This window comes from Pseudomonas sp. JV241A (genome assembly GCF_900275665.1).
Lineage (GTDB): Bacteria > Pseudomonadota > Gammaproteobacteria > Pseudomonadales > Pseudomonadaceae > Aquipseudomonas > Aquipseudomonas wadenswilerensis.
The window spans coordinates 131,585-145,759 of sequence record NZ_OPYO01000035.1; the positions used below are offsets into that span (position 1 = coordinate 131,585).

At 63.2% G+C, this 14,175-nt stretch carries 13 protein-coding genes; 11 read left to right on the forward strand and 2 right to left on the reverse strand.

Features of this window, described 5'->3' with window-relative positions; translation table 11 throughout:
- Genes tauB through tauD form a run of 3 tightly spaced genes read left to right on the forward strand, consistent with a single transcriptional unit; the run spans position 1 to position 2,484 of the window.
- Complete coding sequence (tauB, locus tag JV241A_RS24335) at positions 1-795, forward strand: taurine ABC transporter ATP-binding subunit (protein ID WP_134064876.1); 795 nt, start codon at positions 1-3, stop codon at positions 793-795.
- Positions 792-1,631, forward strand: coding sequence for a taurine ABC transporter permease TauC (tauC, locus tag JV241A_RS24340; protein WP_115084827.1), 840 nt, complete (start codon positions 792-794; stop codon positions 1,629-1,631). Before tauB ends, tauC begins: the two co-directional genes overlap by 4 nt.
- A gap of 19 nt (positions 1,632-1,650) precedes the next feature.
- Positions 1,651-2,484, forward strand: coding sequence for a taurine dioxygenase (gene tauD, locus JV241A_RS24345; protein WP_115084826.1), 834 nt, complete (start codon positions 1,651-1,653; stop codon positions 2,482-2,484).
- 87 nt (positions 2,485-2,571) lie between these two features.
- Here the strand turns inward: tauD and betT are convergent, their stop codons facing one another.
- Both betT and epsC read right to left on the reverse strand, forming a co-directional pair.
- Positions 2,572-4,572, reverse strand: coding sequence for a choline transporter BetT (gene betT, locus JV241A_RS24350; protein WP_115084825.1), 2,001 nt, complete (start codon positions 4,570-4,572; stop codon positions 2,572-2,574).
- 206 nt (positions 4,573-4,778) lie between these two features.
- Positions 4,779-5,711, reverse strand: coding sequence for a serine O-acetyltransferase EpsC (epsC, locus tag JV241A_RS24355; protein ID WP_115084824.1), 933 nt, complete (start codon positions 5,709-5,711; stop codon positions 4,779-4,781).
- A 193-nt stretch (positions 5,712-5,904) separates the two neighbouring features.
- Between epsC and JV241A_RS24360 the strand changes: the two genes are divergently transcribed.
- From JV241A_RS24360 to JV241A_RS24400, 8 genes are all read left to right on the forward strand, one after another.
- Positions 5,905-6,903, forward strand: coding sequence for a D-cysteine desulfhydrase (locus JV241A_RS24360; protein WP_115084823.1), 999 nt, complete (start codon positions 5,905-5,907; stop codon positions 6,901-6,903).
- Positions 6,904-7,009: 106 nt separating this feature from the next.
- Positions 7,010-7,810 (forward strand): cystine ABC transporter substrate-binding protein, encoded by an 801-nt coding sequence (gene tcyJ, locus JV241A_RS24365; RefSeq protein WP_115084822.1) that lies wholly within the window; start codon positions 7,010-7,012, stop codon positions 7,808-7,810.
- On the forward strand, positions 7,810-8,475 hold the full coding sequence (tcyL, locus tag JV241A_RS24370; RefSeq protein ID WP_115084821.1) for a cystine ABC transporter permease: 666 nt from the start codon (positions 7,810-7,812) through the stop codon (positions 8,473-8,475). The genes tcyJ and tcyL overlap by 1 nt, the downstream gene beginning before the upstream one ends.
- Before the next feature lie 3 nt (positions 8,476-8,478).
- On the forward strand, positions 8,479-9,240 hold the full coding sequence (gene tcyN, locus JV241A_RS24375; RefSeq protein WP_115084820.1) for an L-cystine ABC transporter ATP-binding protein TcyN: 762 nt from the start codon (positions 8,479-8,481) through the stop codon (positions 9,238-9,240).
- A 278-nt stretch (positions 9,241-9,518) separates the two neighbouring features.
- Positions 9,519-10,760, forward strand: coding sequence for an SfnB family sulfur acquisition oxidoreductase (locus JV241A_RS24385; RefSeq protein ID WP_134064878.1), 1,242 nt, complete (start codon positions 9,519-9,521; stop codon positions 10,758-10,760).
- A gap of 22 nt (positions 10,761-10,782) precedes the next feature.
- Positions 10,783-11,988, forward strand: coding sequence for an SfnB family sulfur acquisition oxidoreductase (locus tag JV241A_RS24390; RefSeq protein ID WP_134064880.1), 1,206 nt, complete (start codon positions 10,783-10,785; stop codon positions 11,986-11,988).
- The gene (locus JV241A_RS24395; RefSeq protein WP_134064882.1) at positions 11,988-13,379 is read left to right on the forward strand and encodes an LLM class flavin-dependent oxidoreductase; all 1,392 of its coding nucleotides are present in this window, start codon (positions 11,988-11,990) and stop codon (positions 13,377-13,379) included. The genes JV241A_RS24390 and JV241A_RS24395 overlap by 1 nt, the downstream gene beginning before the upstream one ends.
- Positions 13,372-14,175 (forward strand): MetQ/NlpA family ABC transporter substrate-binding protein, encoded by an 804-nt coding sequence (locus JV241A_RS24400; protein ID WP_115084815.1) that lies wholly within the window; start codon positions 13,372-13,374, stop codon positions 14,173-14,175. Before JV241A_RS24395 ends, JV241A_RS24400 begins: the two co-directional genes overlap by 8 nt.

Consider the following 14,175-nt stretch of genomic DNA (forward strand, 5'->3'; position numbering starts at 1 on the left):
ATGGCCCTGTTACAACTGGAGCGCATCAGCGCACAGTACCCCGGCGCGGCCGAGCCGGTGCTGGCCGACATCAACCTGAGCCTGGGCCCGCAGCAATTGCTGGTGGCCCTCGGCCCTTCGGGCAGCGGCAAGACCTCGCTGCTCAATCTGATTGCCGGTTTCGTGGCGCCCAGCAGCGGCCGTATCACCCTCGACGGCGTCCCGGTGCAAGGCCCCGGCGCCGAGCGCGGCGTGGTGTTCCAGGATGATGCGCTGCTGCCCTGGCAGGATGTGCTGGCCAACGTTGCCTTCGGCCTGGAACTGGCCGGGGTATCGCGCGCCAAGCGGGAAAGCAAGGCCCGCGAGATGCTCGCCCTGGTCGACCTGGCGGACTTTGCCAGCCGGCGAATCTGGCAGCTGTCCGGTGGCCAGAAGCAGCGCGTGGGCCTGGCCCGGGCGCTGGCTGCCGACCCGCGTGTGCTGCTGATGGACGAGCCGTTTGGCGCACTGGATGCCTTTACCCGTGAACAGATGCAGGAGTTGCTGCTGCAAGTCTGGCAGCGCACCGCCAAACCGGTGTTCCTGATTACCCACGACATTGAAGAGGCGGTGTTCCTCGCCACCGAACTGGTGTTGCTGGCGCCGAATCCCGGGCAGATCGTCGAACGCCTGCAACTGGATTTCGGCCAGCGCTACAGCGCCGGCGAGCCGGCCCGCTCGATCAAGTCCGACCCGCGCTTTATCGAAACCCGCGAGCACGTGCTGGCCCGGGTGTTCTCCCAACGCAGTGCCGCGACGCGGCAGGAGTCTGCATGAGCAGCCTGGATGTCCCGGTAGCGGCCAAACGCGCCGCCAGCCAAACCACGCCGAGCAAACCCCGGCGCAGTCTGAGCACCCGCTGGATCAGCGCCCTGACCCTGGCCACGCTGTTGCTGGTGTGGTGGGCGGTTACCGCCGCCGAATGGATCGAGCCGTTGTTTTTGCCCTCACCCGAAGCGGTGCTGAGCAAGGCCTGGTTGCTACTGACCCAGGGCTACATGGAATCCACCCTGTGGCAGCACCTGGGCGCCAGCCTGCAACGTATCGGCCTGGCCCTCGCTGCGGCGATCGTCACGGCGATTCCGATCGGTATTGCCATCGGCCATAACCGTATCGCCCGCGGCATTCTCGACCCGCTGATCGAGTTCTACCGGCCGATTCCGCCCCTGGCCTACCTGCCGCTGATCGTGATCTGGTGCGGCATCGGCGAGCTGTCGAAAGTGCTGCTGATTTATCTTGCGATCTTCGCCCCGATCGCCATTGCCACCGCCACTGGCGTGCGTACCGTCGACCCCACCAAGCTGCGCGCGGCGCAGTCGTTGGGGGCCACGCGCTGGCAGCTGATTCGCCATGTGATCCTGCCCAGCGCCCTGCCCGACATTCTCACCGGCGTGCGCATCGGCCTGGGTGTCGGCTGGTCGACCCTGGTGGCTGCCGAGCTGATCGCCGCCACCAGCGGCCTGGGTTTCATGGTCCAGTCGGCGGCGCAGTTCCTGGTAACCGATGTGGTGGTGCTGGGCATCCTGGTGATCGCGCTGATTGCCTTCGCCCTGGAGATGGGCCTGCGCGCCCTGCAGCGCAAGCTGGTGCCCTGGCACGGCCAGAGCCATTGACAACGGATAGAGAACAACCATGAGCCTGACCATTACCCCGCTGAGCCCTGCCCTCGGCGCCCAGATCAGCGGCATCGACCTCAGCCGCGAAATCAGCCAAGAACAACGCGACGCCATCGAACAGGCACTGCTCAAGCATCAGGTGCTGTTCTTTCGCGACCAGCCGATCAACCCGCAGCAGCAGGCCGAATTTGCCGCGCGCTTTGGCGACCTGCATATCCATCCGATCTACCCGAATGTGCCGGAAACCCCACAAGTGCTGGTGCTCGATACCGCCGTCACCGACGTGCGCGACAACGCCATCTGGCACACCGACGTGACCTTCCTGCCGACCCCGGCGCTGGGTGCCGTGCTCAGTGCCAAGCAGCTGCCGGCCTACGGCGGCGATACCTTGTGGGCCAGTGGCATCGCTGCCTACGAGGCGCTGTCGGCACCGCTGCAGCAGCTGCTTGCTGGCCTTACCGCGACCCATGACTTCACCAAGTCGTTTCCGCTGGAGCGCTTCGGTACCACCCCTGAAGACCTGGCGCGCTGGGAAGCGGCACGGCGCAACAACCCGCCGTTGTCGCACCCGGTGATCCGTACTCACCCGGTGAGCGGGCGCAAGGCGCTGTTCGTCAACGACGGTTTCACCACCCGCATCAACGAACTGAGCGAGGCTGAAAGCGAGGCAATTCTCAAGCTGCTGTTCGCTCACGCGACCCGTCCGGAGTTCACCATTCGCTGGCGCTGGCAGGAAAACGACGTGGCGTTCTGGGATAACCGCGTGACCCAGCATTACGCGGTGGATGATTACCGGCCGGTGCGGCGGGTGATGCACCGGGCGACGATTCTGGGGGACGCGCCGTTTTAAAGATCCATCGCGGCGCTACCATCGCTGGCAAGCCAGCTCCCACAAAACCCTGTGGGAGCTGGCTTGCCAGCGATGGGGCCAGAAAAATCAACGCACCAGGTGCAAGAACTGCATATGCCGCTCGTACTGATCGAGAATGTCGTTGATGATCTGCTCCTTGCTGTAGCCAACCAGGTCGTAATCCTGGCTGCCTTCGCTCAGGTGCACTTCGGCACGGTAGTAGCGGCGGTTCTTCAGTTCCTGGGTACCCAGGCCCCCCAAGGCAAATGACGGGGTGAAGTAACCGCGCATCTGCACCTGGTAAATGAACGGCTGCTCTTCGCCATGGCCGATCTTCAAACTGACGTTGTCGTGGCTCGGGTCTTCCTGGGTGATGACATGCAGACCCTTCTCGCCAAACACTTGGGTCACCTCGGCAATCGCCGGGCGCACCACGTCATCCATGAAGCGATACACCTCATCGCGTGACGGGAAGTGCACGGCCTGGCTCAAACGCTGACGCCAGCCACCACGGCCACGCCGTGAGTTGGCGAACGGTGCCAGCGAATGCAGCTGGGCGATCTGCCGTTGCGATTCCAGGTAGAACGCCTTGTGCAGGCCCCACATCATCAACAGCAGGATCACCGAGAACGGCAGCGAGGTGAGCACCACCGCCGACTTCAGCGAATCGATGCTGCCGGCGAACAACAACCCGCTGGTCACCAGCGCGGTCATCGCGCCCCAGAACACCCGCAGCCAGTTCGGACCGTCTTCGTCGGCGTTGCCGCCACGTGCAGAGAGGGTCGAGAGCACCACGGTGCCGGAGTCGGCGGAGGTCACGAAGAACACGAAGCTGATGAACACCGTGACGGCAATCACTGCCTTGCTCCACGGGTAGGTTTCCAGCAACAAATAGAGGGTCATCGACGGGTTGTCGAGGGCCGATTGGCCCAGCGCGGTCATGCCGTGTTCGAGCACCTGGAACAGCGCGCTGTTACCAAAGATCGACATCCACGCCAGGGTGAAACCCAGGGGAATCAGCAGTACGCCAAAGACAAACTCGCGGATGGTCCGGCCGCGGGAAATCCGCGCAATGAACAGGCCGACAAACGGCGCCCAGGCAATCCACCAGGCCCAGTAGAACACGGTCCAGCCGCCCAGCCACTCATTGGCCTGGTTGTAAGCGTAGACATCGAAACTCTTGCGCGGCAAGGCGCCGAGATAGTCACCGAGGTTCTGGATCAGGGTATTGAACAGGTGCTGGGTGGGCCCGGCGAACAGCACGAACAGCAGCAGAGCGCAGGCCAGGAACATGTTGATGTCGGACATCACCCGCACGCCCTTCTCGACCCCGGCAACCGCCACGGCGACCGCCGCGCCCATCATCAGGGTGATGAGGATCACCTGCACCCACTGGGTATGCGGCACGCCGAACAGGTAGTCCAGGCCAGAGTTGAGGTGCAACACGCCAAAGCCCATGTCGGCGCCCAGGCCGAACACCGTGGCGATGATGCCGAAGCCGTCCACGGCGTAACCGATCGGGCCGTTGATACGCTTGCCGATCAGCGGATACAGCGCCGAACGCAAGGCCAGCGGCAGGTTGTGCCGGTAGGCGAAATACGCCAGGGCCATGCCGACAAAGGCGAACACGCCCCAGCCATGCAGGCCCCAGTGCAGGAACAGCAGCTGCATCGCCTGGCGCCCAGCCTCGACCGTGCCGGCCTCGCCTTGCGGCGGCTGGAGCATGTGGGTCAGGGGTTCGGAGACACAGAAGAAGAACAGAGTAATGCTGATGCCTGCTGCGAACAGCATGCCGGCCCAGGACAGGTAGCTGAACTCGGGCTCGTCGTGGTCGGCACCGAGCTTGATCTTGCCGTAGCCAGACAAGGCGGTGACCACCACGAAGACCAGATACAGCGTCATCGCCAGCATGTAGTACCAGCCAACGGTGTTGGCCGCCCAGTTCTGCGCCGCCAGCAGCCACTCGCCAGCGGCTTGCGGATTGCTGATGACCACCAGGCCGAATATCAGGATAAAGCTCGCCGCGAAGTAGAAAACCGGCGGATTCATGCGGATCTTGCCGCTGGAGTCGGGGCTGGGTGCACTCATTGGTCGTGCACCTCGCCGAGGGGGGAGAAGCTTGGATTGAACGGGTTCAGCAAAGGGTTTCCTCCTGTTGAACACCGGCAGCGGACCACCGTTTTAACTTGAACAAGCGTTCAAGTTAAACATGGATGGGACCATTGCGCGACCCATCGCGGGGCAAGCCCGCTCCCACAGTGGGAGCGGGCTTGCCCCGCGATGGCCATTAGAATCTACTTCTGGGTACCGTCATCATGCTGCAGATTGGCCTGGGTCAGGTTGCTGCCCGGAGCCACGCTGCGGGTCAGCCAGACGTTGCCGCCGATGGTCGAACCCTTGCCGATGGTGATTCGTCCCAGAATAGTCGCGCCGGCATAAATCACCACGTCGTCCTCGACAATCGGGTGACGCGGATGGCCCTTCTGCAACTGCCCGTCTTCGTCCGCCGGGAAGCGTTTGGCGCCCAGGGTAACGGCCTGGTAGATGCGTACCCGCTCGCCGATGATCGCCGTTTCGCCGATCACCACGCCGGTGCCGTGGTCGATGAAGAAGCTCGGGCCGATTTGCGCGCCGGGATGGATATCGATGCCGGTGACCGAGTGGGCCAGCTCCGAACTGATCCGCGCCAGCAATGGCAGGCCGGCCCGGTACAGATGGTGGGCCAGGCGGTGGTGGATGACGGCGAGAATACCCGGGTAGCACAGCAGCACCTCATCGACGCTGCGCGCCGCCGGGTCACCGTGGAAAGCGGCCAGCACATCGGTATCGAGGATGCTGCGCAGACCCGGCAAGGCCGCGGCAAAGTCCTGGATCAGGCGCAAGGCCTTGGCATCGATCTCGGACGATGTGTTTTTACCTTGGCGAGCGACATAACGCAGTTCAAGGCGGGCCTGGGCAAGCAAGGCGGTCAGGGCCGCGTCGAGGGTATGGCCGACATAAAAGTCTTCGCTCTCTTCACGCAGGTCGACCGGGCCCAGGCGCATAGGGAACAAGGCACCACACAACTGCTCGAGAATATGCCGCACCGCTTCGCGCGAAGGCAGCTCACGGCCGCCTTGCTCGCCGCTGCTGCGACCATTGCTGCTGCGCCACTGATCGCGGGCGGCACGCAGCTGGCCAACGATGGTTTGCAGCTGCCAATGCCCTGATTGCGCGTTCTCGCTCACGGTTACCTCTCCTGCTGCAGCGGCGGTCGGTGGGTTGAAGTTCCGCCACAATTGACGATCACTTTACGGCAAATTCCTACAGGGGAAAAAATAACCCTTTATTCCAGAACGCGATAAAGGCGGCATAAGCCAGGTAGTTGCCCGCACGCCGCAGGCTGCTTATAGTCAAATTTTACCTAGCCGACGTGACCCCATGATCGACCGACAGCTTGCCCGCTTCAATCGTCTGGACTTGCTTGGCGCCCCCACCGCGCTGGAAAAACTCCATCGCCTCTCGGCCTGGGCTGGCCGCGACATCTACGTTAAACGTGACGATTGCACGCCGCTGGCGATGGGCGGCAACAAGCTGCGCAAGCTCGAATACCTGGCCGCCGACGCCCTGAGCAAAGGTGCCGACACCCTGGTCACCGCCGGGGCGATCCAGTCCAACCATGTGCGCCAGACCGCAGCCCTGGCCGCTCAATTGGGCCTGACGTGTGTAGCTCTGCTGGAAAACCCGATCGGTACCGATTCGCTCAACTACCGGCAGAACGGCAACCGACTGTTGCTGGAGTTGTTCGACGCCAAGGTCGAACTGGTCGACAACCTCGATAATGCCGATGAACAACTGCAAGCCCTGGCGGTGCGCCTGCACGCCAGCGGGCGCAAACCCTACATCGTGCCGATTGGCGGCTCCAACGCGCTGGGTGCCTTGGGTTATGTACGCGCAGGCCTTGAGCTGGCACAGCAGATCGAACATTGCGGCGAGCAGTTCGCCGGGGTAGTACTGGCTTCTGGTAGCGCCGGCACCCACAGCGGCCTGGCCATCGCCCTGGCGCACAAACTGCCGAAACTGCCGGTGATCGGCGTGACCGTATCGCGCAGCGATGAAGACCAGCGGCCGAAAGTCCAGGGCCTGGCCGAACGCACCGCCGAGCTGTTGGGCGTGCGTTTGCCAGAAACCTTCAAGATCGAACTGTGGGACGAGTACTTCGCCCCACGCTATGGCGAACCGAACGCTGGCACCCTTGCCGCCATTCGCTTATTGGCCAGCCAGGAAGGATTGCTGCTCGACCCGGTGTATACCGGCAAGGCCATGGCCGGGCTGCTCGACGGCATTGCCCGCCAGCGCTTCGACGACGGCCCGCTGATTTTTCTGCATACCGGTGGGGCACCAGCATTATTCGCCTACCCTGAGGTCTGGAACGGCTAATCAACTTATTTGAAAATGATATAAGAGCATGAATTTATATTATTTTTCAGACTAAAAGCGTCACCCTATAGTCAGCGCCACACTCACAACAACATTGGGGCTAACCATGAAGATTTCCGCTTTCGGTAAACAGGCAGTAGCCGCCGGCCTTGGCCTGCTGCTCGGGGCCAGCCTGCTCGGCCAGGCTGTGGCTGGCGAGCAACTGCAGCAGATCAAGGACAAGGGCGTGATCAACATCGGCCTTGAAGGCACCTATCCACCGTTCAGCTTCGTCGATGCCGACGGCAAGCTGGCCGGCTTTGAGGTGGAACTCTCCGAGGCCCTGGCCAAGGAGCTGGGGGTCAAGGTCAAGCTGCAACCGACCAAGTGGGACGGCATCCTCGCGGCCCTGGAGTCCAAGCGCCTGGATGCGGTGGTCAACCAGGTGACCATCTCCGAAGAACGCAAGAAGAAGTACGACTTCTCCGAGCCCTACACTGTTTCCGGGATTCAGGCGCTTGTGCTGACGAAAAAGGCCGCCGACCTGAACATCAAGTCCGCTGCCGACCTGGGCGGCAAGAAAGTCGGCGTGGGCCTGGGCACCAACTACGAACAGTGGGTCAAAGCCAATGTGCCGACCGCTGACGTGCGCACATACGAAGACGATCCGACCAAGTTCCAGGACCTGCGTGTCGGCCGTATCGACGCCATCCTGATCGACCGTCTGGCCGCACTGGAATACGCCAAGAAAGCCAAGGACACCACCGCCGCCGGTGACGCGTTCTCCCGCCAGGAGGCCGGTATTGCCCTGCGCAAAGGCGAGCCGGAACTGCTAGCCGCCGTGAACAAGGCCATCGACAAGCTGCGCGCCGACGGCACGCTGAAAAAGCTTTCGGAAAAGTACTTCAACGCTGACGTCACTCAATAATGGAAGAAGCTTTCCAACTCGCAATAGAGTCCGCGCCCTTCCTGCTCAGGGGCGCGTACTTCACGGTAGTCCTCAGCCTCGGCGGGATGTTCTTTGGCCTGCTGCTGGGCTTCAGCCTGGCGTTGATGCGCCTGTCGTCGCTCAAGCTGCTGAGCTGGACCGCGCGGGTCTACGTCTCGTTCTTTCGCGGCACGCCGCTGCTGGTGCAGCTGTTCATGATCTACTACGGCCTGCCGCAGCTAGGCATCGAGCTCGATCCGCTGCCGGCGGCGCTGATCGGCTTCTCGCTGAACATGGCCGCCTATGCCTGTGAAATCCTTCGCGCCGCAATCAGCTCCATCGACCGCGGCCAGTGGGAGGCGGCCGCCAGCATCGGCATGACCCGTGGCCAGGCCATGCGCCGGGCGATCCTGCCGCAAGCGGCGCGCACCGCCTTGCCGCCACTGGGCAACAGCTTTATCTCGCTGGTCAAGGACACCGCCCTGGCCGCCACCATCCAGGTGCCGGAGCTGTTCCGCCAGGCGCAGCTGATTACTGCGCGCACTTTCGAAATCTTCACCATGTACCTTGCCGCTGCACTGATCTACTGGGTGCTGGCCAGCGTTCTCGCACACCTGCAGAACCGCCTGGAAGCGCGAGTCAACCGGCACGACCAGGAGTCCTGAGGCATGATCGAGGTACAACGACTGAGCAAGCAGTTCAACGGCCAGACCGTGCTCGATGACATCAGCCTCAAGGTCGAGGCCGGCGAGGTGATCGCCATCATCGGCCCCAGCGGTTCCGGCAAAACCACCTTCCTGCGTTGCCTGAACCTGCTGGAAACCCCTAGCAGCGGGCGCATCAAGGTCGGCAATGTGGAGATTGACGCCAACCGTCCGCTCAGCCAGCAAAGCGGGCTGATCCGTCGGCTGCGCCAGGAGGTCGGGTTCGTCTTCCAGAACTTCAACCTGTTCCCCCATCGCACTGCGCTGGAGAACGTCATCGAAGGCCCTCTGGTGGTCAAGAAGACGCCTCGCGAGCAGGCCGTGGCCCTGGGCATGAAGCTGTTGGCCAAGGTCGGCCTGGCCGGCAAGGAGGCCTCCTACCCGCGCAAGCTGTCCGGTGGTCAGCAGCAGCGGGTAGCGATTGCCCGGGCACTGGCCATGGAGCCGGAGGTGATCCTCTTTGACGAGCCGACTTCGGCGCTCGACCCCGAACTGGTCGGCGAAGTGCTGGCGACCATCCGCAGCCTGGCCGAAGAAAAGCGCACCATGATCATCGTCACCCACGAGATGAGTTTTGCCCGCGATGTAGCTAACCGGGTGATCTTCTTCGACAAGGGCGTGATCGTCGAACAGGGCGAAGCCAAGGCGCTGTTTGCCCAGCCGAAAGAAGAACGCACCCGCCAGTTCCTCGGCAAATTCCTCGGCACGCAGAACACCGGTTACTGAGTTTTTCCCTCCCCTGTCCCGCCTTTCTGATAGCGCCTGCCCTGCCCCGGCAGGCGTTCCTCCAGCGACCGCCAAGTACTTCTATATTTATTCCTAAAAGTTAGTTTATTTAATTTTTATACGCTATTAGGGTATATGAACCGGACCACCGGACCAGCGCAATTTTGTCGCCGCACCCCCGCGTCGACGTTTTCAATTCGTGAGGTAGGTATGGTCAGGAACACAATCACCCCAGTGCGTAACGCCAGGGCATTGAGTGCAGCCAAGGAGCGGTACTGATGTCCAATCTGGCAGAAACCACAATCCACAGCGACCTGGACAGCGCCCCGCTGTTGTTGCCGGCCAAGGTGCTGAGCAATGACGAGCAAGCCCTGCAGGCGGCCCATGAGCTGGCCGAGGCAGCACGCGGCCAGGCGGCCAGGCGCGACCAGCAACGCAAGCTGCCCTGGGCAGAAATCGAACAATTCACCCGCAGCGGCCTGGGTAGCATCAGCATCCCGCGGGCGTTTGGCGGCGCGCAGGTGTCGTTTGTCACCATTGCCGAGGTGTTTCGCATCATCAGCGCCGCCGACCCGGCGCTGGGGCAGATCCCGCAAAACCAGTTCGGTATCCTGCAACTGCTCAAAGGCACCGCCACTGAGCGGCAGAAAGAGCTGCTGTTCAAATCAGTGCTCGACGGCTGGCGCATCGGCAATGCCGGGCCGGAACGCGGCACCAAGCACACCCTGGACCTCAAGGCGCGGATCACCCGCGAGGGCGATCATTATGTGCTCAGTGGCCAGAAGTTCTATTCCACCGGCGCCCTGTTTGCCCACTGGGTGGCGGTCAAGGCGCTGAACGACGACGGCCGCCAGGTCATGGCCTTCGTCCGCCGTGGCACCCCGGGCTTGCGCATCGTCGACGACTGGTCCGGTTTCGGCCAACGTACCACCGCCAGCGGCACCGTGTTGCTGGACAAGGTGCAGGTCGACGCCGAACTGATGATCGATACCTGGAAGCAGGGCGAAGTAGCGAACATCCAGGGCGCCGCATCGCAGCTGATCCAGGCTGCCATTGATGCAGGCATCGCCGAAGCGGCGATTGCCGACACCATCGCTTTTGTCCGCGAAAAAGCCCGGCCGTGGATCGACGCCAAGGTCGATCGCGCCAGTGACGATCTCTACGTGATCGCCGACGTCGGCCGCCTGCAGCTTGAACTGCATGCTGCCCAGGCACTGCTGGGCAAGGCTGCGCGGGTACTCGACGAAGTCAACGCCGCACCGGTCGACGCCGCCGCTGCCGCCCGCGCCTCGATCGCCGTGGCCGAAGCCAAGGTGCTGACCACCGAGATCTCCCTGCAAGCCAGCGAGAAGCTCTTCGAGCTCTCCGGCAGCCGCGCCACCCTGGCCGAGTTCAATCTCGACCGGCACTGGCGCAATGCCCGCGTGCACACCCTGCACGACCCGGTGCGCTGGAAATACCACGCCGTCGGCGCCTATCACCTCAACGGTACCTTGCCTGCCCGGCACTCCTGGATTTGACCAGACCACTGGAGCCCTGTTTATGAGCCTATTGCCACAACCGCACGCTAACGTCGCGGTCATCCACACTGACGCCCAGGCATTGCAAATCGCCGAGGAAATCGCCGTCCAACTGCATCGCGACAGCGCCTTGCGCGACCGCGAACGACGCCTGCCGCACCCTGAACTCGAGCTGTTCTCCCGCTCCGGCCTGTGGGGCATCAGCGTGCCCAAGGCCTATGGCGGCGCTGGCGTATCGAACGTCACCCTGGCCAGGGTCATCGCCCGCATCGCCCAGGCCGACGCCTCGCTGGGGCAAATTCCACAGAACCACTTCTATGCATTGGAAGTGCTGCGGGTGAACGGCACTCCGGAGCAACAGCAGCGCCTGTACGCCGAAGTACTGGCCGGCAAGCGCTTCGGCAATGCCCTGGCCGAGCTCGGCACCAAGACTGCCCACGACCGTACCACTGCCCTGACCCGCGATGGCGACGCTTATCGCATCAATGGCCGCAAGTTCTACGCCACGGGTGCGATCTACGCTCAGCGCATCCCCACGTCGGTCGTCGATGAAGAGGGCATTCAGCGCCTGGCTTTCGTGCCGGCTGACAGCGCTGGATTGAAGGTAATTGACGACTGGAGCGGCTTCGGCCAACGCACCACCGGCAGCGGTTCAGTGGTGTTCGACAACGTGCAGGTCGCCGCCGAGGACGTGCTGCCGTTCCAGAGTGCCTTCGAGCGCCCGACCACGGTCGGCCCGCTGGCGCAGATCCTCCATGCTGCCATTGACACCGGCATCGCCCGCGCCGCCTATGAAGATGCCCTGCACTTCGTGCGCACCCGCAGCCGGCCATGGGTCGACTCCGGTGTCGACCAGGCCAGCGAAGACCCGCTGACCCTGAAGTCCTTCGGCCACCTGGCGATCCGCTTGCACGCTACCGAAGCCCTGCTCGAACGCGCCGGCGAGCACCTCGACCGTGCCCAGGCCGAGCCGAATGCCGAAACCGTCGCCGCCGCCTCCATCGCCGTGGCCGAAGCGCGGGCGATCAGTACCGAGATTTCCCTCGCCGCCGGCACCACGCTGTTTGAGCTGGCCGGCAGCCAGGCAACCCTGGCCGAGCATGGCCTTGATCGACACTGGCGCAACGCCCGGGTGCATACCCTGCACGACCCGGTGCGCTGGAAGTACCACGCCATCGGCAACTACTACCTGAACGATGAAAATCCACCGTTGCGGGGCACCATCTGATGGCCAAGAAGAAGATCCTGCTCAACGCCTTCAACATGAACTGCGTCGGCCATATCAACCACGGCCTGTGGACCCATCCGCGGGACAACTCGAGCCAGTACAAGACCCTCGAATACTGGACCGAGCTGGCCCAGCTACTGGAGCGCGGGCTGTTCGACGGGTTGTTCATTGCCGATATCGTCGGCGTCTACGATGTCTACCAACAGTCCGTCGATGTACCGCTGAAGGAGTCGATCCAGCTTCCGGTCAATGACCCGCTGCTGCTGGTTTCAGCCATGGCCGCCGTCACCCGCAACCTCGGCTTCGGCCTGACCGCCAACCTGACCTACGAGCCGCCTTACCTGTTCGCCCGGCGCCTTTCCACCCTCGACCACCTGAGCCGTGGCCGGGTGGGCTGGAACATCGTCACCGGCTACCTCGACAGCGCAGCCAAGGCCATGGGCCTGGATCAGCAGCCCGAGCACGACCGCCGCTATGACCAGGCCGACGAGTACCTGCAGGTGCTGTACAAGCTCTGGGAAGGCAGCTGGGAAGACGGCGCGGTGGTCAACGACCGCCAGCAGCGGGTCTACGCCCGGCCGGACAAAGTGCACAAGGTCAACCATAAGGGCGAGTTCTACCGGGTCGAGGGTTATCACCTGTGCGAGCCATCGCCACAGCGCACCCCGGTATTGTTCCAGGCCGGCAGCTCCGAGCGCGGCCTGAGCTTTGCCGGCAGCCACGCCGAGTGCGTGTTCATCAGCGGCCAGAACAAGGCCGCCACCCGCGCCCAGGTCGACAAGGTGCGCGCTGCCGCCGTGGCAGCGGGGCGTGACCCGCAGGCGATCAAGGTGTTCATGGGCCTGACGGTGATCGTCGCCCGCACTGAAGAGCAGGCCAAGGCCAAGCACGCCGAGTACCTGCGCTATGCCAGCGCCGAGGCCGGTGTTGCGCACTTTGCCAGCTCCACCGGCATCGATTTCTCCGAGTACGAACTGGACGAGCCGATCCAGTACGTGAAAAGCAACGCCATCCAGTCCGCCACCAAGAACCTGCAGAACAACGACTGGACCCGGCGCAAGCTGCTCGAGCAACACGCCCTTGGCGGACGCTACATCACCCTGATCGGCTCGCCGACCCAGGTCGCCGACGAGCTGGAAAGCTGGATCGCCGAAACCGGCCTGGACGGCTTCAACCTGGCCCGCACGGTTACCCCGGAAAGCTATGTCGATTTCATCGACCTGGTGATCCCCGAGCTGCAACGCCGCGGCTCGTACAAGACCGCCTACGAACAGGGCAGCCTGCGCGAGAAACTCTTCGCCAGCGACCAGCCTCACCTGCCGGCAGACCATCCTGGCGCCAGCTATCGCCACACCCCTACGACCCCGACGGGAGCGCTACAGCATGCTTAAGACCTTTATTGCCCGCCCGGTCGCAGCCCTGGCCCTGACCTTTAGCCTGTTCGGCACCGCCCAGGCCGCCGACGCCTTGAAAGTCGGCACCACCGCAGCCTTTTCCATCCCCCTCGAAGCGGCCGTCAGCGAAGCGAAGAAACAGGGCCTGGACGTCGAGCTGATCGAGTTCAGCGACTGGATCGCGCCCAACGTCAGCCTGGCGGCCGGTGACATCGACGTGAACTACTTCCAGCACATCCCGTTTCTGGAAAACGCCAAGGCCGCCGGCGGTTTCGACCTGGTGCCCTTCGCCCCGGGGATCATCAACAACGTCGGCCTGTACTCGAAAAAATTCAAAAGCTTCGCTGAGTTGCCCGAGGGCGCCAGCGTCGCCATCGCCAACGACCCGATCAACAGCGGCCGCGGTTTGCAGCTGCTGGCCAAGGCCGGTTTGATCACCCTCAAGCCCGGTGTCGGCTACAAGGCCACCGAAGAAGACATCGTCGCCAACCCGAAAAAACTGAAGATCCTCCAGGTCGAAGCGGTGCAACTAGTGCGCGCCTACGATGACGCCGACCTGGTCCAGGGCTACCCGGCCTACATTCGCCTGGCCAAGACCTTCGACGCCACCTCGGCGCTGCTGTTCGACGGCCTGGACCACAAGGAATACGTGATCCAGTTCGTCATCCGCCCGCAGAGCAAGGACGACCCGCGCCTGGCCAGATTCATCGACATCTACCAGCACTCGCCGGTGGTGCGGGCCGCCCTCGACCAGGCCCACGGCAAGCTCTACCAAGCTGGCTGGGAGAGCTGA